12 protein-coding genes are annotated in these 16,335 nt (G+C 72.4%); 7 read left to right on the top strand and 5 right to left on the bottom strand.

Annotated elements, in window-relative coordinates:
* Positions 1-175 precede the first annotated feature (175 nt).
* A complete protein-coding gene (locus ACZ7CH_RS38490; RefSeq protein WP_458432040.1) occupies positions 176-403 on the top strand; it encodes a hypothetical protein in 228 nt (75 codons plus the stop codon).
* 19 nt (positions 404-422) lie between these two features.
* Here ACZ7CH_RS38490 and ACZ7CH_RS38495 read toward each other — a convergent pair whose 3' ends face one another.
* A complete protein-coding gene (locus ACZ7CH_RS38495; protein ID WP_360388594.1) occupies positions 423-1,544 on the bottom strand; it encodes an FAD-dependent oxidoreductase in 1,122 nt (373 codons plus the stop codon).
* Positions 1,545-1,690: 146 nt separating this feature from the next.
* Positions 1,691-4,585: an ATP-binding protein gene (locus ACZ7CH_RS38500; protein ID WP_360388596.1), complete on the bottom strand. Its 2,895-nt coding sequence runs from the start codon at positions 4,583-4,585 to the stop codon at positions 1,691-1,693.
* 136 nt (positions 4,586-4,721) lie between these two features.
* On the opposite strand from ACZ7CH_RS38500, the gene ACZ7CH_RS38505 reads away from it, so the two are divergent.
* Positions 4,722-6,293 (top strand): S8 family peptidase, encoded by a 1,572-nt coding sequence (locus tag ACZ7CH_RS38505; RefSeq protein WP_470376198.1) that lies wholly within the window; start codon positions 4,722-4,724, stop codon positions 6,291-6,293.
* A gap of 21 nt (positions 6,294-6,314) precedes the next feature.
* Positions 6,315-7,862 (top strand): S8 family peptidase, encoded by a 1,548-nt coding sequence (locus tag ACZ7CH_RS38510; RefSeq protein ID WP_470376199.1) that lies wholly within the window; start codon positions 6,315-6,317, stop codon positions 7,860-7,862.
* Between the two features lie 211 nt (positions 7,863-8,073).
* Here ACZ7CH_RS38510 and ACZ7CH_RS38515 read toward each other — a convergent pair whose 3' ends face one another.
* Complete coding sequence (locus tag ACZ7CH_RS38515; protein WP_470372014.1) at positions 8,074-9,891, bottom strand: trypsin-like serine protease; 1,818 nt, start codon at positions 9,889-9,891, stop codon at positions 8,074-8,076.
* Positions 9,892-10,102: 211 nt separating this feature from the next.
* Between ACZ7CH_RS38515 and ACZ7CH_RS38520 the strand changes: the two genes are divergently transcribed.
* The 4 genes from ACZ7CH_RS38520 to ACZ7CH_RS38535 all read left to right on the top strand — a co-directional run bounded on the left by ACZ7CH_RS38520 (position 10,103) and on the right by ACZ7CH_RS38535 (position 14,381).
* A complete protein-coding gene (locus tag ACZ7CH_RS38520; protein WP_360388607.1) occupies positions 10,103-10,474 on the top strand; it encodes a hypothetical protein in 372 nt (123 codons plus the stop codon).
* A gap of 153 nt (positions 10,475-10,627) precedes the next feature.
* Entirely contained in the window at positions 10,628-12,820 is a 2,193-nt protein-coding gene (locus ACZ7CH_RS38525) for a catalase (protein ID WP_470376205.1), read from the top strand.
* Positions 12,817-13,215, top strand: a complete 399-nt coding sequence (locus tag ACZ7CH_RS38530) for an ankyrin repeat domain-containing protein (protein WP_470376200.1) — start codon at positions 12,817-12,819, stop codon at positions 13,213-13,215. Before ACZ7CH_RS38525 ends, ACZ7CH_RS38530 begins: the two co-directional genes overlap by 4 nt.
* A gap of 275 nt (positions 13,216-13,490) precedes the next feature.
* On the top strand, positions 13,491-14,381 hold the full coding sequence (locus tag ACZ7CH_RS38535; RefSeq protein WP_470376201.1) for a hypothetical protein: 891 nt from the start codon (positions 13,491-13,493) through the stop codon (positions 14,379-14,381).
* Positions 14,382-14,534: 153 nt separating this feature from the next.
* Here the strand turns inward: ACZ7CH_RS38535 and ACZ7CH_RS38540 are convergent, their stop codons facing one another.
* On the bottom strand, positions 14,535-15,890 hold the full coding sequence (locus ACZ7CH_RS38540; RefSeq protein ID WP_470376202.1) for a maltokinase N-terminal cap-like domain-containing protein: 1,356 nt from the start codon (positions 15,888-15,890) through the stop codon (positions 14,535-14,537).
* The coding region (locus ACZ7CH_RS38545; RefSeq protein WP_470376203.1) for an alpha-glucosidase C-terminal domain-containing protein at positions 15,887-16,335 on the bottom strand (449 nt) is incomplete at its 5' end. The genes ACZ7CH_RS38545 and ACZ7CH_RS38540, both read right to left, overlap by 4 nt.

Here is a 16,335-nt window from a genome sequence, read left to right on the forward strand (position 1 = left end):
AGCCGCTGCCGTCGTTCGAGCGGAACTTCACCCGGTCAGGTGGCCGAAACGGGGTGGTGGACTCCGCGCACGTCGCCGGTCGTGAAGACGTGCTCAGCCGGTGGCGCGGGCGTTGCACACCGCGGTGCGGTTCGTCCACTTCGGACGTTGAGCGGCTCCTGCTACCGTCGGCGGCGTGTGCCGGTACGCGTTCGCGGGCCACGACTTCACGGCGCCGCGGCGCACGGACGACTCCGGGTGGAGGGCCGTGGCCGCGGCGCTGGCGGCCGGGCTGCGCTACGAGGGCTTCGAGACCTGCGGGTGCGACCGGCGTTCCGGCCGCGCACGGCAGGTCCGGGGACGGCGGCTCGGCGTGGCGGACGCGGAGGCGCTCGCGGCCCGTGCCCCGGCGGACCTGGTCTGACGGACCGGCTCCTCGTGGGTCAGGACGCCTGGTGCTCGGCGAACAGGTCCACCAGGTTCTGCGGCGCGTTCTCCCCGAACAGGCTTTGCAGCAGCTGCTCCTCGTCGACGCCCGCCTCCACGCGCCCGAACATCTTCCGCTCGTACTCCGCCAGCGCCGCCTCGACGTCGTGCGGGTGCGCGGCCAGTGCCTGCGCGAGGTCGGCGCCGTCGAGCATCGCGAGGTTGGCGCCCTCGCCGTCCGGTGCGGCGACGTGGGCGGCGTCGCCGACGAGCGTCACGCCCGGCACGCGCTCCCAGCGGTGGCCGGAGGGCAGGCCGTAGTGGGGCCGCCACAGCGGCGGGGTGTCGGTGTCGGTGATCAGCGCGACCAGTTCGGGGGCCCAGCCGTCGAACTCCCGCGCGAGCGCGGCGGTGGCCGCGGCGGGGTCGGTGAAGTCGAAGCGGTCGAACCACTCCTGCGCTTCGGTGAACATCACGTAGACGTGCAGCGTGCCCCCGCGTTCCCGGTGGGCGTGGATGCCCTTGTTCGGCGCGGCGGCCATCATCATGCCGCCGCCGACCAGTGCGGCGGCCCCCGGGTGGCGGGTGTCGGCGTCGAGCAGGAAGGTCTCGACGGACGACGTGCCCGCGTACTCGGGGGTCGCAGGCGTCAGCAGCGGGCGGATGCGCGACCAGGCGCCGTCCGCGCCGACGAGCAGGTCGGTGGCGATGACGGTGCCGTTGTCGAACGTGACCTCATGGCGGCCGTCGTCGAGGGTGCGCGCGCTGCTGACCTTGTGCCCCCATCGGACAGTGCCTTCGGGCAGCGAGTCGATGAGCAACGTGCGCAGCTCGCCGCGTTGCACCTCCGGGCGGCCACCGGTGCCGTCGTCGGCCTTGTCGATCAGGACGGTGCCGTTGCGGTCGACGACGCGCATGGCCTCGCGGCCCTCCAGGACGATGGCGCGGAACTCGTCCATCAGCCCGGCGGCGGTGATGGCGAGCTGGCCGTTGTAGTCGTGGATGTCGAGCATGCCGCCCTGGGCGCGGGCGGTCGGTGACGGCTCGGCCTCGTAGACCGCGGCCTCGATGCCGTGCACGTGCAGCACGCGGGCGAGGGTGAGGCCGCCGAGACCGGCGCCGGTGATCGTGACGTGCATGGGGTGGACTCCTGATCAGCTCTGGGGTGTTCGCCCAGAAGGCTGGTGGGAGGCGCTGGCACCGGGCGCACGTGCGGCTGGCAGGGCCTGACAGCCGCTGACAGGCCCTGTCAGCGGACGACCGCGACACCTCGCCGCGCAGCCGGTCAGCCCAGGTCCTCCGCCTGCAGCTCCGCCCGCGACGACACCCCGAGCTTGCGCAGCACCCTGGCCGCGTGCTGTTCCACGGTCCTCGGCGACAGGAACAGCACGTCGGCGATCTTGCGGTTGGTGTGGCCGGCGGCGAGCAGGCGGGCGACCTCCTGTTCGCGCGGGGACAGCTCGTTGCCGTAGCCGCGGCGGCCGCGGCGGGAGGGTTTGCCGCCGCCGATGCTGCGCAGCAGGTGGCGGCACCGGGCGGCGTCGCGGGTCGCACCCAGCGCGTCGAAGGTGTCCACCAGGGCGGAGAGGACCTCGGTCGCCTTCTCGTGGTCGGTCGGGAGCAGGCAGACGGCCTCGCGTTCGGTCACCAGGGCCGTGAAGTACGGCGCGGGCAGCGCCGCGTAGCGGTCGGCGGCTTCCCGGTAGAGCGTCATGGCGACGTCGAGCTGACCGCGGGCCTCGGCGAGGCGGGCGCGGCACTGGGCCAGTGCGGCCACCGCCATCGGTGCGTCGCGGCCCTCGATGCCGCGGGCGATGTCGGCGATCAGGGTCTCGGCGTCGGTTTCGCGGCCGGCGGCGAGGAACGTGGCCACGGCGACCGGGCCCAGCTCGGTGGCCCACACCCAGACGCCCTTGGCGCGCACGACGGCGAGGCCGCGGTCCACGTCCACGCAGGCGCGGGTGACCTCGTCCTGCGACAGCACCGTCCACGCCAGTGCGGCGCAGCCGGCGATGGCGACCGGGGCGATCGACTCCTCCGGGGCGAACGCGCCGGTCTCGGTGAGGTGGCTGGTGGCCTCCGCCCACTCGCCGCGCGCGGTGGCCAGCGAGCCGAGCACCAGGTTCAGCTCGCTGGCCACCGGGAACAGGTCGCGGTACTCGTCGAGCAGGGTCTGGGCGCGGTCGGCGAGGCCGTCCCAGCGGCCGGTCAGCCAGTCGAGGCGGACGCGGGTGGCCTGGGCGGTGCTCACCACGAACGGGGCGCCGCACTCGGCGGCGAGGCGCAGGCCGTCGCGCAGCAGGTCACCGCACAGGTCGAGGTGGCCGGTGGTGGCCAGCGCGTCGGCGAGGTTGCAGTGGGCGCGGGCGAGCTGGCGCAGTTCGCCGGGGGTCGTGGCGGGGGTGAAGTCCAGCTCGCGCAGCACGGACGGGTCGCCGGTGTGCATCTTCGAGCCGAGCTGGTTGGCGTAGAGCGACAGCCGCAGCTCGGCGTCGCCGGTCGACGCGCGGTGCTCCTCGACGAGGTCCAGCCACGGCATGCACTCGCCGACCGGGGTGGTGCCGAGGTAGGGCAGGCCCAGCACGGCGGCGCCGCGGGCGGCCAGGTCGGGGCGTTCGCCCAGGTCGGCGACGGCGCGTTCGATCTCGACGCGGGCTTCCTCCAGGCCGCCGGCCTGGCGGATCAGCAGCAGGCCGCGGAACAGGCGCACCTCGCCGCGCGCCGAGACGGACAGCCGCCGGTCGGACAGCAGGCGTTCCAGCGCCTCGGTCGGGGCGTGCTGGTCGAGGCCGCGGTGGGCGACCTCGCCGAGCTTGATCGCGAGCCGGTCCACGTCGGCCGCGGGCACGGCCGGGTCGAACAGCAGCCGTTGCAGCAGGGCGGTGGCGGTCCCGGCCTCACCGCGCTCGGCGGCCCGGTCGGCGGCGGCCTCGCCGAAGCGCAGCCACTCAGCGGTGTGACCAGCGCGTTCGCTGTGCTCGGCCAGCTGCACCAACGGCAGCGGCTCGACCTGCGACAACGCCTCGACGGCCCGGCTGTGCAGCTGCTGGCGGTCCGGTCCGCTCAACGTGTCGTACACGGCCTGGCGTGCCAGCGCGTGGCGGAAGCCGTAGGTGCGTGCGTCGGCCTCGTGCAGAACGTGGCCCGTCAGCGCGTGGGTCAACGCCGTGCGCACCCGGTTCTCCCCGATGGCGGCCACCGCACCGAGCAGCTCGGCCGTCGCGGGTACCCCGAGCACGGCCGCTGCCTGCACCAGCCGGGTCGCGGTCACCGGCAACGCGGCCAGCCGCTCGGCCATCGCGTCGCGCAGCAGCACCGGCACGTCCACGTGGTCGAGCAGCCGCCGCGCCGTGGCACCGTCGGCGTGCACGGCACCGGCCGGGTTCCGCAGCGCGCGCAGGGTCTCCTCGACGACGAACGGGATGCCCGCCGTGCGTTCGTGCAGCTTGGCCGCGAACTCCGCGGACACCGGCTCGCCGTCGAGGATGGCCGAGGTCAGCGCCCGCACCTCGGCCACGTCGAGCGGCTCGAGCTCCAGCACCGCGCTGGTGGTCCCACCGGGCGGCCGGTACGCCGACCCCAGCGGCACCCCGCCGGGCACGTCCTCGCGGCGGTAGGTGACCACGATCGAGAGGTTCGCGGGCGGGTCGCCCATCAGGAACCGCAGCAGCTGCCGCGACCCGTCGTCGGCCCAGTGCAGGTCCTCCACGACCAGCAGCACCGGCCCGAGGACGCTCACCAGCTCCCGCACCGCGCGGAACACCCGGTGCCGCTCGGCCCGCGGGTCACCGGTCGGCGGCGGTGGCGGCGGCAGGTGTTCGGCGATCTCCGGCAGCAACGCGCCCAGCACACCGGTCACCGGGCTGAGCCGCGGACCGCGCGCGAGCCGTTCGGCGCAGTCGCGCAACGCCTCCAGCACCGCCCCGTACGGGAACGGCTCCCCCACCGGCTGGCAGTGCCCGATCAGCACGGCGATCGGACCGAGGTCGGAGTCGAGCAGCTCGCGGACCAGGCGGGACTTCCCCACACCGGCCTCGCCCTCGACCATGACCACGGCGGGGTGCCTCGGCACGGCGGCGCGCAGCGTGCCGAGTTGGTCCCCTCGCCCCACGAGCACCGGGGAGCTGGTCCGCACCAGTGCGGCGGGGCCGGGCCGGCGCTGGCTCGGTGTCCGACTCATCCGGACTGATCTTAGGCGAAAGACGGGTATCCCTACGTAGCGATATCCGGATTGTTCGCGGTGCGCACGCGACCGATGGTGATCCGCACGTGGCCGCCCACTCCCTGCCGAGGCGGCCCAGAACGGAGAACCTCAGATGCGACTCGATCGCACATCCCGCCGGCTGGTCACGGCCGGACTCGGTGTGGCCGCCCTGTGCGCCGCGGCTGCGGCGGCGACCCCCGCCTTCGCCCAGCAGGCCGAGGTCAAGGCGGTGGCGCAGCCCGTCGCGGGCAGCTACATCGTGGTGTTCAAGGACGGGGCGAGCGACGCGCCGACCACGAACGCCAAGGCACTCGACCTGGCCCGCAAGCACGGCGGCAAGGTCAGCAACACCTACGTCGCCTCCGTGCGCGGTTTCGCGGTGAAGCTCGACGAGGCGGCGGCCCGGCGGCTCGCGGCCGACCCGCAGGTCGCCTACGTGCAGCAGGACGGCTGGGCGCGCATGTCAGAGACCCAGACCAACCCGACCTGGGGCCTCGACCGGATCGACCAGGCGAACCTGCCGCTCGACCAGCGCTACACCTACCCGAACACCGCCTCCAACGTCACCGCGTACATCCTCGACACCGGCATCTACAAGGCTCACCCGGAGTTCGAGGGACGTGCCAAGGACGGCTACGACTTCATCGACAACGACCCGGACGCCTCGGACTGCCAGGGCCACGGCACGCACGTCGCCGGCACGGTCGGGTCGAAGACCTACGGCGTGGCCAAGAAGGTCAACCTCGTCGGTGTGCGCGTGCTCGACTGCTCGGGCAACGGGCAGTACTCGCAGATCATCAAGGGCATCGACTGGGTCGCCCAGAACGCGAAGAAGCCGGCCGTGGCGAACATGAGCCTCGGCGGCGGCGCCGACTCCACTGTGGACAGCGCGGTGAAGCGGGCGATCGCGGCGGGCGTCACGTTCGGCGTGGCGGCGGGCAACAACAACGGCGACGCCTGCCAGACCTCCCCCGCCCGCACGCCGGAGGCCATCACGGTGGCCGCCAGCGACTCGGCCGACAAGCGCTCGATCTACACCGGCGGCCAGGCCTCCAACTGGGGTTCGTGCGTCGACATCTTCGGGCCCGGCTCGAACATCACCTCCACGAAGAACGGCGGCGGCACCACGTCGATGGGCGGCACCTCGATGGCCACCCCGCACGTGGTCGGCGCGGCCGCGCTGTACCTCTCGGCGAACCCTTCTGCCACCCCTGCCCAGGTCCGCGACGCGCTGGTGAACAACTCGACGCCGGACAAGATCTCGGACACCAAGGGCTCGCCGAACAAGCTGCTCAACATCTCCTTCATCGGTGGCGGCGGCCCCGACCCCGAGCCGTGCGCGGCGGCCACCAACGGCGACGACGTGTCCATCCCGGACACCAACACCACCGTCTCCTCCTCGGTGACCGTCTCGAACTGCACCGGCAAGGCGTCCACCACCACCAAGGTGAAGGTGGACATCAACCACCCCTACACCGCTGACCTGGCCATCGACCTGGTCGGTCCGTCCGGCGCGAAGTACGGCCTCAAGAAGGCGGGCGGCGCGTCGTCCACGACCGGTGTGCACGAGACCTATACCGTCGACGCGTCCGCGGAGGACCGCAACGGCACGTGGAAGCTGCAGGTCACGGACGTGTGGAGCTACGACAGCGGCACCATCGACTCCTGGACCCTGACGTTCTGACGACGCCCGGAAGGACCTGTCATGCAACGCACCGCTCTCGGGCTCGCCGTGCTGGCGTCGCTCTCGGTCATCACCGCCCCGGCGGCGCACGCCGCTGAGGCCGACTTCGTCCGGGCCAAGAACCCCGCCCCTGGCGACAGCTTCATCGTCTCCCTCAAACCGGCCGGCGGCATCTCGCTGGCCGGTGTCCAGGCCGCCTCCTCCACGCTGGTCCAGCGCTACGGCGGCACCCTCGACACCGTGTTCTCCCGCGCCATGCAGGGGTTCCAGGTCACGGGCCTGAGCTCGCAGCAGGCCCGCAGGCTCGCGGCCGACCCCGCGGTCAAGGCCGTCTACCAGGACGGCACGGCGCGGGCCACCGAGGTGCAGAGCAACCCGACCTGGGGCCTGGACCGGATCGACCAGGCGAACCTCCCGCTGGACAAGAGGTTCAGCTACCCCGACGGGGGCGCGTCGAACGTCACCGTCTACGTCACCGACACCGGCATCAAGACCGGCATCGCCGACTTCGAGGGCCGTGCCACCGTCGGCGCGGACTTCATCGAGGACGGCCAGAACGGCCAGGACTGCTCCGGCCACGGCACGCACGTGGCGGGCACGGTCGGGTCGAAGACCTACGGCGTGGCCAAGAAGGCGAAGCTGGTGTCGGTGCGGATGCTGGGCACCAGCTGCACCGGCAACGGCCCGGACTCCGCGGGTGTCAAGGCGATCGAGTGGATCACCGCGAACGCCCGCAAGCCCGCGGTGGTCAACGCCTCCTGGACGTTCGACACCGCCGACATCGGCAACGACGCCATCGCCGGCATGGTGAGCTCGGGCGTGCAGATGGCCGTCGCGTCGGGCAACAGCTCGACCGACGCCTGCTCCACCGGCCCCGCGAAGATCGCGGCGCTGATCACCGTGAACGCGACCTCGTCGAACGACGCCCGTGCCTCGTTCTCCAACTACGGCACCTGCACCGACATCTTCGCGCCGGGTGACAACATCACCTCGCTCGGGCTGAACGGCGGTGCCACGAACATGTCCGGCACGTCCATGGCCACCCCGCACGTCGCGGGGGTCGCGGCCCTGTACCTGTCGGCCAACCCGTCCGCGAGCCCCCAGGCCCTGCGCGACGCGCTGGTGAACGGCGCCACGAGCGGCAAGGTCACCAACCCCGGTTCCGGTTCGCCGAACAAGCTGCTCCACAGCGGGTTCATCGGCGGCGGCCCGGCACCGGAGTGCGGCCCCGGCACGAACGGCGAGGACGTGTCCATCCCGGACAACGGCACCGCGGTCTCGTCCTCGGTCACGATCTCGGGCTGCACCGGCAACTCCACGGCCTCGGCAACCGTCAAGGTCGACATCAACCACACCTACACCGGTGACCTGGCCATCGACCTGGTCGGCCCGTCCGGCCGGTCCTACGTGCTCAAGAAGGCCGGCGGCGCGTCGTCCTCGGCGGGGGTCCACGAGACCTACACCGTCGACCTCTCCTCGGAGACGCGCAACGGCACGTGGAAGCTCCAGGTGAAGGACGTCTACACCTACGACGTCGGCACCATCGACTCCTGGACTCTCACGGTCTGAACACCTGGGGCCAGAAGTCTTGTCCGCCCCTCCCCTCCTTGCTTGCCCAAGGCGTCTGCAAGTACCAGTTGGTGGTACTTGCAGACGCCGGCAGAGCCAGGGGCGGGAACTCGGGGGCGAAGGCACGACAGCTGGCAACCTGCTCAGCAGCGAGAACACGTGTGGGGTGTGACCGCGGGAAGCGGTCACACCCCACACGTCGTTGTTGCTGCTAGCGGGTGACGGTCAGCGTGAACGTCGTCGTGCCGGTCTTGCCGTCCGCCGAGGTGGCCTTGACGGTGATCGGGTAGGTGCCGGGCGGGGTGGAGAAGTTCGTGAAGATCCAGACGTTGCTGCTGCCGTTCTGGCCGATGGTGGCCGGGTTGAACGACAGCTGCGCGCCCGCGGGCACCCCGGACGCGGTCAGCGTGAGGTTCCCGGTGCCGCCGGCGGCCTTCACCAGGGTCTGCGCGAGCAGGCCCTGCTTGACGGTCGCTGACGACGGCGTCGCGGTGACGGTGACCTCACCGGTCGGCGGTTCGGTGCCCTCGACGGTGAGCGAGACCGTGGTGGTGGCGGTCTTGCCGCCCGCGTCGGTGCCGGTGACCGTGATCGACGAGGTGCCGGCGGCCGCGGTGGTGGAGACGTCGAGCGTCAGCTTGGCCGCGCTGCCCGCGGCGATCGACGACGGCTGGAAGGCCGCCTTCACGCCGGTGGGCACGCCGGAGGCTGAGAGGGTGATGGTCTGGCCGTCGCCGGTGCTGCCGACGGTGGTCGAGACGTACTTGCCCTTGGCCGCCTTCACGCTGCTCGGGGTCGCCGCCAGGGTGAAGTCGCCCGGCTGCGGGTCGCCGCCGCCGGTGACGGTCAGCGAGTACCTGCCGGACGCGGTCTTGCCGCTCGACGTGGTGCCGGTGACGGTGATCTCGTAGGTGCCGTTCGGAGCGGTGGTGCTCGCGTCGAACGTGACCTTGCCCGAGCCACCGGTGGTGACCGACGTCGGCTGGAAGACCGCCTTCACGCCGCTGGGCAGGCCGGAGGCGGACAGCGTCGCGTTCTCCGCACCACCCGAGCCCGCGGTCGTGTTGACCGCGGCGGACAGCGCCTTGCCGGCGGCGACCGAACCGCTGCCCGGCGCGACGGTCAGCCCGAAGTCACCGACCGGGGGCTGCTCGCCGACCTCGGTCTTCACCCAGTCGCCCATGTCGTTGTCGAGGCGGCCGTAGATCGAGTACCACTTGAAGTCCGACCGGCTCCACGACGCGACGCCGTAGACCTTGCCGTCGACGACCAGCGGGCCACCGCTGTCACCGGGCAGGATCGTGGTGCGGCCGTCGGAGTAGCCGGCGCAGATCATGGTCGCCGACTTGAAGCCCGCGCCGACGCCCTGGCAGACCCGGTCGCCGTCGACGACCGGCAGGCTCGCCTTGTCCAGCGTGACGTCCTGCGAGGTGTCGTTGAAGTCCTTCTTGCCGTAGCCGAAGCCCTGGCCCGTCTTGCCCGGTGCCGCGCCGCCGGCGTCCGCCGAGGTGGCGAACTTCGGGTAGGCCGCCCCGCCCTTGAGCGCGATGTCGCGGTCGACGGTCACGACCGCCACGTCGTAGCCCTGGTCGAAGTTGACGTACCGCGGGTGCTTCTTGTAGCTGACGACGTTCACGGCGAACCCGGAACCGGCGCCGCCCCGGTAGTCCTTGAGGTCGTCGAGGCCGTAGACGAACTTCTTCTCCCCCTCCGCGTCCGCGCAGTGCGCCGCGATGAGGATCTTGCGCGGGGCGACGACCGTGCCGGTGCAGGTCTGGCCCTCCGGCCGGGAGCCACCGGCGCGGATGCCCGCGACGATGCCGGGGAACTCGCTCACCGTGGCGTTCTGGCCGCCGGCGAACATGGGCGAGACGTCACCGAGGTTCGCAGGGACGGTGTCGCCGAGGTAGGTGGCCGCCGGGGCGGTCCGCTGGGCGTTCTCCGGTGCCGCGTGCGCGGTGCTGACCGGGGCCAGCGCCGCCGCGGCGACCAGGGCCAGCAGACCCCAGGACCGTGGTGTTCTGTTCACTTCAGTTCCTCTCGGATCAGGAACGCTCGCCTTCAGGCAGGGACGGCGGCAGTTCACTGCCGATCACTGTCAGGCGGTGTCCGGTGAGGAACAATCAGGGTCCGCATCCGTAGGGGTACGGCACTTTATCGGCCGGTCGCCCGGATCGCGGGACTGAGAACCGCAGCACGTTCACACCCCTCGCGGCCGGTCGGTGGGTAGAACTCAGGGCATGACGCCCAAGATCACCGTCTGCCGGGGGTGCTGCTGCGGTACCGCGCGCAAGCACCCCGACGTCGACCACGACCACCAGCTCGCGGTCCTGCGTTCCCGCCTGTCCGGTGTCCGGGTCGCCGACTGCCTGGACGCGTGCGAGGTGTCCAACGTCGTGGTCGTGCTGCCCGGCGCGCGGGAACGGGCCGCGGGCGCCCGGCCGGTGTGGGTCGGGTCGGTGCTGGAGGACGAGGTGGTGGACGGCGTCGTCGAGTGGGTCGAGGCCGGTGGACCGGGGCTGGCCGCCGCGCCACCTGCGGTCGCGGAGCGGATCGTGCCCGCGCCCGCCGCGAAGGAGAAGAAGGCGAAGGAGAAGAAACGGCGGCGCTGACCAATACTCGGACGGGTTGTCACGCATAGATGGCGTTTAGGCGGGTACTGCCTGGCTGACGTTCAAGCTCCGAGGAGGAAGCAAGTGGCGACCCAGAAGCCGGGCAAGCGCGTGAAGGCGGCGTTGGAGAAGGCGGTCGACAAGGTCACCGAGATGGTGAACCCGCCGATCCCCGGCGTGCCGAACAGCGAGCCGCCTTCGCTCGAGGAGCCGACCGAGCCGCGGGGCCCGTTGCCGCCCAAGCAGGACCAGACCGGTCCGGAGACGGTGTCACCGACGGGAGCGCCCACCGGTGCCCCGAAGCTCGCCAACGGTCAGCAGGGCGAGTTCCTCACCACGTCGGCCGGCGCGCGGCTGTACGACACCGACCACTCGCTCAAGGCCGGTGACCGCGGCCCGACGTTGCTGCAGGACCACCACCTGCGCGAAAAGATCATGCACTTCGACCACGAGCGCATCCCGGAGCGCGTGGTGCACGCACGCGGCTACGGCGCGCACGGCGTGTTCGTCGGCTATGGCACGGCCGCCAACGTCTGCAAGGCCGCGTTCCTGGGCGACGGCGTGGAGACGCAGGTGTTCGTGCGGTTCTCGACCGTGCTGGGCTCGCGCGGTTCGGCCGACACGGTCCGCGACACCCGCGGGTTCGCGACGAAGTTCTACACCCAGGAGGGCAACTTCGACCTGGTCGGCAACAACATCCCGGTCTTCTTCATCCAGGACGGCATCAAGTTCCCGGACATCATCCACGCCGGCAAGCCCCACCCGGACCGGGAGATCCCGCAGGCGCAGAGCGCGCACGACACGTTCTGGGACTTCGTGTCCACCCACACCGAAGCCACCCACCACGTCCTGTGGAACATGTCCGACCGCGGCATCCCCCGCTCGTACCGGACGATGGAGGGCTTCGGCGTCCACACGTTCCGGCTCGTCAACGCCGAGGGTGAGACCGCGCTCGCGAAGTTCCACTGGAAGCCGAAGCTGGGCGTGCACTCCCTGGTGTGGGAGGAGGCGCAGATGGCCAACGGCTTCGACCCGGACTTCCACCGCCGCGACCTCGCCGACGCGATCGAGTCCGGCGCGTACCCGCAGTGGGAGCTCGGCCTGCAGATCTTCCCGGACACCCCGCGGCAGACGTTCGAGGGCATCGACCTGCTGGACTCGACGAAGATCGTGCCGGAGGAGCTCGCGCCGGTGCAGCCGGTCGGCCTCCTGACGCTCAACCGCAACACCATGAACTTCTTCGCCGAGACCGAGCAGGTCGCGTTCCACCTCGGCAATCTGGTGCCCGGCATCGACGTCACCGACGACCCGCTGTTCCAGTCGCGGCTGTTCTCCTACCTGGACACCCAGCTGACCCGGCTGGCTGGGCCGAACTTCAACCAGATCCCCATCAACCGCCCGCACGTGCCGGTCAACGACATGTTCCGCGACGGCTACCACCAGCACGCGGTGCACGCCGGGGTGGCGCCGTACCGGCCGAACACGCTTGACGGCGGCAACCCGTTCACCGCGGGCGTGGAGGACCGGGCGTTCGTCGAGGTGGCGCAGCCGCTGCCGAAGTCGGCGAAGGTGCGGCAGTCGCCCGTGTCGTTCTCCGACCACTTCACGCAGCCGCGGCTGTTCTGGCTGAGCCTGTCGCCGGTGGAGAAGGAGCACGTGGTGCGCGCGTTCACCTTCGAGCTCGGCAAGTGCTACGAGCAGGCGATCAAGGAACGCCAGCTGCGGGTGCTCGCCAACGTCGACCCGACGCTGTGCGCGGAGGTCGCCCGCGGCCTCGGCCTGCCCGCGCCCGAACCCACCGTGCGGCCGAGGAAGGTCACGCCGAGCCCGGCGCTCTCCCAGGTCGGGAAGACCTGGCCGACCGACGGCCGCCTCATCGGCATCGTGGTCGACCCGGCCGACCTCGACGGCGTGCGGACCGTCCGCGAGACGATCCTGGCCGGCGGGATGGTGCCGTTGCTGATCGCGCCGACCGGTGGCCCCATCGGCGACTCCGGCCTGGTCGCGCAGCGCACGTTCCTCACGGCCCGGTCGATCGAGTTCGACGCCCTGCTGCTCGCCGCGGCTCCCCCGCCCGGCCCGGACGCGGTGCCGGCCAGGGACGCGAAGGCGGGCGCGCCGGGCACGACCGTCGACCCGCGCGTGCTGCTGATGGTCGAGGAGTGCTTCCGCCACGCCAAGGCCATCGGCGCGTGGGGCACCGGCCGCGCTGCCCTGGAGGCCGCCGGGATCACCGGTGCCGCGGGCGTGGTGGCCGGTGAGGACGCGACGAAGGTGTTCACGGAGCTGATGACGCTGCTCGGCGCCCACCGCGTGTGGGAACGGTTCCCGGCGACGATCGCATGACCGGGGCGCTGACGGAGGAGGAGCTCGCGTTCCTGCAGTCGATGTTCGACCTGGCCCGCACCGGCGACACCGAGCGGCTGGCCGAGGCACTCGACGCGGGCGTGCCGGTGAACCTCACCAACGGCGCCGGTGACTCGCTGCTGATCCTGGCCGCGTACCACAACCACCCCGACACCGTCGCCGCGCTGCTGGAGCGCGGCGCCGACACCGGGCGGGTCAACGACCGCGGGCAGACCGCGCTCGGGGCGGCGGTGTTCCGCCGTTCCGAGCGCTCCGTGCGGCTGTTGCTGGAGGCCGGGGCGGACCCGGCACTCGGGCCGAGGTCCGCGCTCGACGTGGCGCGGTTCTTCGACCTGCCGGAGATGCTGGAACTGCTGGGGTCCCGGACGGCCTGAGCCGGGTCGGCCGGGAGGTCGGCGGCGGTCGTCCCCCGGGAGATGACCGCCGACCTGCCGTCATCGGGGTTGCGGGTGCTCCAGCTCGCGCGGTCTTCAGGTCGTGTCCGGTCAGCCGGACACGACCTGAAGACCGCGACCTCGCCGCCCCTGTACGGCGCCTCAGCGGCAGGGCGCGGGCCCACGTCCGGGTACCGGAATCCGGGAAGGCGTTTGACGAACCCCGGGAGGGGTAAGTGATCACGGGATCGCGATCACCCCCGTCGGAGGCACTGATGTTGTTGCCCACCGCCCGAGGACCGTTGAGCGCCGGCGTCATCGCCGCACTGCTCGACGTCCGCACGGCACCCCCCGCCCTCGCGGCGGTCGACGAGCCGGCGCGGCTGCTGGCCGACCCGGACTTCCAGCTGGCCCTGTGGATCGCCCTGCACGAAGGCGAGTTCGACGGCGTCGGCGCCGAGCGCGCGGCCGAGCCGGAGGTCGTGCGGTGGCGTGCGCTGCTGAGCGAGCGGTGGCTGGCCGCCCTGCGGGAGATGACCGCGCCGATGGTCAGGGACGCGGGCGGTGACACCGCCTCCCCCGCCCGCATCGGCGACCACCTCATCAGCCTGATGCGCAGCAGCCACACCGCGCTGTACTCGTTCATCGAGACCAAGGCCACCACCACGCAGCTGCGCGAGCTGGTCACCGCGAAGTCGCTGCACGAGCCGCAGCCCGCGATCGACCGCGTGCCCGCCGTCGCCATCGCCGCCCACAACACGATGAGCGCGCTGGCCCTCACCACCGCCACGGCCATCGGCCACCGGACCGCGGCAGCGGGCATCGCGTTGCTGTTCGACCGCCGCCTCACCGCGGGCCTGCACCGCGTCGGCGGCCGCCCGGTCCCGTCCGTCGCGGAGGCGCCGGACGAGCGCTGGGCCAGGATGCTGAACGAGAGCCGCGAACACCTGTCCGCCCACCCCGGCCGGACCCAGGACCTCCTGCACGCCGCTGCCGCCGCGATCGCCCTGGAGGCGTCCCTGTGCCGGCACCTGCTGCGCAGCTGGACCCAGGCCACTCCGGTGCTCGAACCGGTGCGGACGACGGCGGTGCCGTTGATCGGCACGGACGCGACCGTGGGCACCCAGCGGCGGGGCGACACGCAGAACCTGCTCAGGTCCGGCTGAGCCGCGGGCGGCGGTGCCGAACGCGGAGAGCCGACGACGACCTGGCTCGCGGTCCCACCACGAGCTTGCCGACAACGACCGCACCGACGATGCGATCACGCCGGCCGTGGACGGCGGCCGGACCGCTGAGGCCCGCCGCCGTCCGAAACCCGGCTACACCAGCCAGGCGGGCTCGCCGGTCACCGCCTCCGCGATCGCCGACAGCGGGATGACCGTCCACTCGGGACGGTAGCGCTGCTCGTGGCACACCTCCAGCACCGCCCGGTCCAGCTCGACCGCGGCCAGCAGCGCGCCACCGGGACGGCGGTCCGGCGCCACCTCGGCGTAGCCGTCGCAGAACGCGCCGCGGTTGCGGTCCAGCCACCGAGCGGCCCGCGGCAGCAGGGTGGCCACGTCGTCCGCGCCCACCAGCAGCTGTGCCGCCGCGTAGTGCAGGGACCGCAGGGCGGTGGCCACGTCGTGTTCCGCGGGGCGTGGCCGGGCCCGTTCCGCCGCACCGCCGTGGGGTTCGCCCTCGAAGTCGACGAGCACCCACGTGCGCGGTGAGCGCAGCACCTGGCCCAGGTGCAGGTCGCCGTGCACCCGCTGCAGGCGGACCGGCTCCGCGGCGGCCAGGACGGCGTCGAACCGGGCGCGCAGGCCCGCCTCGAACGGTGCCAGCGCGGGGACCTCGGCCAGTGCCGCGTCCAGGCGGTGGTGCAGGGCCGCCACGAACTCGGCCTCCTCGTCCGGTCCCGCGGTCTGCTCGCCGAGCGTCTCGCGCAGGTCGGCGTGCACCCGCGCGACGGCCCGGCCGAGCCGGCGCGCCTCCGCGGCGAAGTCACCGCCCGCGGCCTGCGGGTCCGTGCCGGGGCTCGCGAGGAAGTCCCGCACGCTCGCGGTCGCCATCGGCCAGCCCAGGGCGCCGAGCGGGACGAACTCGTGCAGCACCGCGAACGTGGTGCGCTCCCCGTCCAGCTCGGACTCCAGCGCGCCCTGGGGCGGTGCGATGTGCGGGTCGTCGATGGAGTGCAGGGCGGTGTGCAGCACGAGCTCCGGGTTGTCGCCCGCGACCAGCTCGCGGAAGAACTTCAGCACGTGACGCTGGCCGTAGACGATGGAGCAGTTGCGCTGCGGGCCCGGGAACGGCCGCCCCACCGGCGCGTCGGTGTAGCGCGGCGGCAGGTCGCCGCGGAACCGCAGGCCCGCCACCTGCGCGGACTCCTCGAAGTGCCGCAGCAGCACGGCGGTGAGCTCGGGGTCGTACACCGCCTCGTACACCTGGCGGTCGCCCGCGGCGCCGATCCTGGCGTGCACCAGCCGTTCCGGCAGCTCGTCGCGCACGCCCAGCAGCAGCTGGTAGCGGCGTCCGCCCGCCGCCAGCACGACGTGGGCCAGCGTCGGGTCACCGTCGCGCAGCACGGTCACGCGTTCGCACTCCACCGGCCCGCGGCCGCGGAACCAGGGCTGGGTCACCAGCCAGCGGTCCAGCTGCTCCGGCACGACCTCGACGGCCTCGCTCGTCGTCACTTCTTGTCGCCACCTTCCACGTCGGAGGTCAGCTGGAACCAGTAGAAGCCGTGACCGGTCAGGGTGAGCTGGTACGGCAGCTCCCCGATCGCCGGGAACCGCACGCCGCCGGTGAGCTCCACCGGCACGCTGCCCGCGTGCTCGGCCAGGTCGAGCTCGACGGGCTGGGGGAAGCGGGAGAGGTTGTTGACGCAGAGCACCACGTCGGCGCCGAGCGTGCGGCGGTAGGCGAGCACGGTGGGGTTCGACGCGCCGAGCTCGGTGAAGTCGCCGTGGCCGAACGCCCGGTGCTGCTTGCGCACCGCGATCAGGTGCCGGGTCCAGTTCAGCAGCGAGGACTGGCTGCGGGCCTGCGCCTCGACGTTGAGGCCCTGGTAGCCGTAGACCGGGTCCATGATCACCGGCAGGTAGATCCGGCCCGGGTCGCAGGAGGAGAACCCCGCGT

The organism is Lentzea sp. NPDC037011, from assembly GCF_055607425.1.

Coding starts and splice junctions, on each gene's coding strand:
- ACZ7CH_RS38495 (WP_360388594.1), bottom strand. CDS start 1,544: ATGCACGTCACGATCACCGGCGCCGGTCTCGGCGGCCTCACCCTCGCC.
- ACZ7CH_RS38500 (WP_360388596.1), bottom strand. CDS start 4,585: ATGAGTCGGACACCGAGCCAGCGCCGGCCCGGCCCCGCCGCACTGGTG.
- ACZ7CH_RS38505 (WP_470376198.1), top strand. CDS start 4,722: ATGCGACTCGATCGCACATCCCGCCGGCTGGTCACGGCCGGACTCGGT.
- ACZ7CH_RS38510 (WP_470376199.1), top strand. CDS start 6,315: ATGCAACGCACCGCTCTCGGGCTCGCCGTGCTGGCGTCGCTCTCGGTC.
- ACZ7CH_RS38520 (WP_360388607.1), top strand. CDS start 10,103: ATGACGCCCAAGATCACCGTCTGCCGGGGGTGCTGCTGCGGTACCGCG.
- ACZ7CH_RS38525 (WP_470376205.1), top strand. CDS start 10,628: ATGGTGAACCCGCCGATCCCCGGCGTGCCGAACAGCGAGCCGCCTTCG.
- ACZ7CH_RS38530 (WP_470376200.1), top strand. CDS start 12,817: ATGACCGGGGCGCTGACGGAGGAGGAGCTCGCGTTCCTGCAGTCGATG.
- ACZ7CH_RS38535 (WP_470376201.1), top strand. CDS start 13,491: ATGTTGTTGCCCACCGCCCGAGGACCGTTGAGCGCCGGCGTCATCGCC.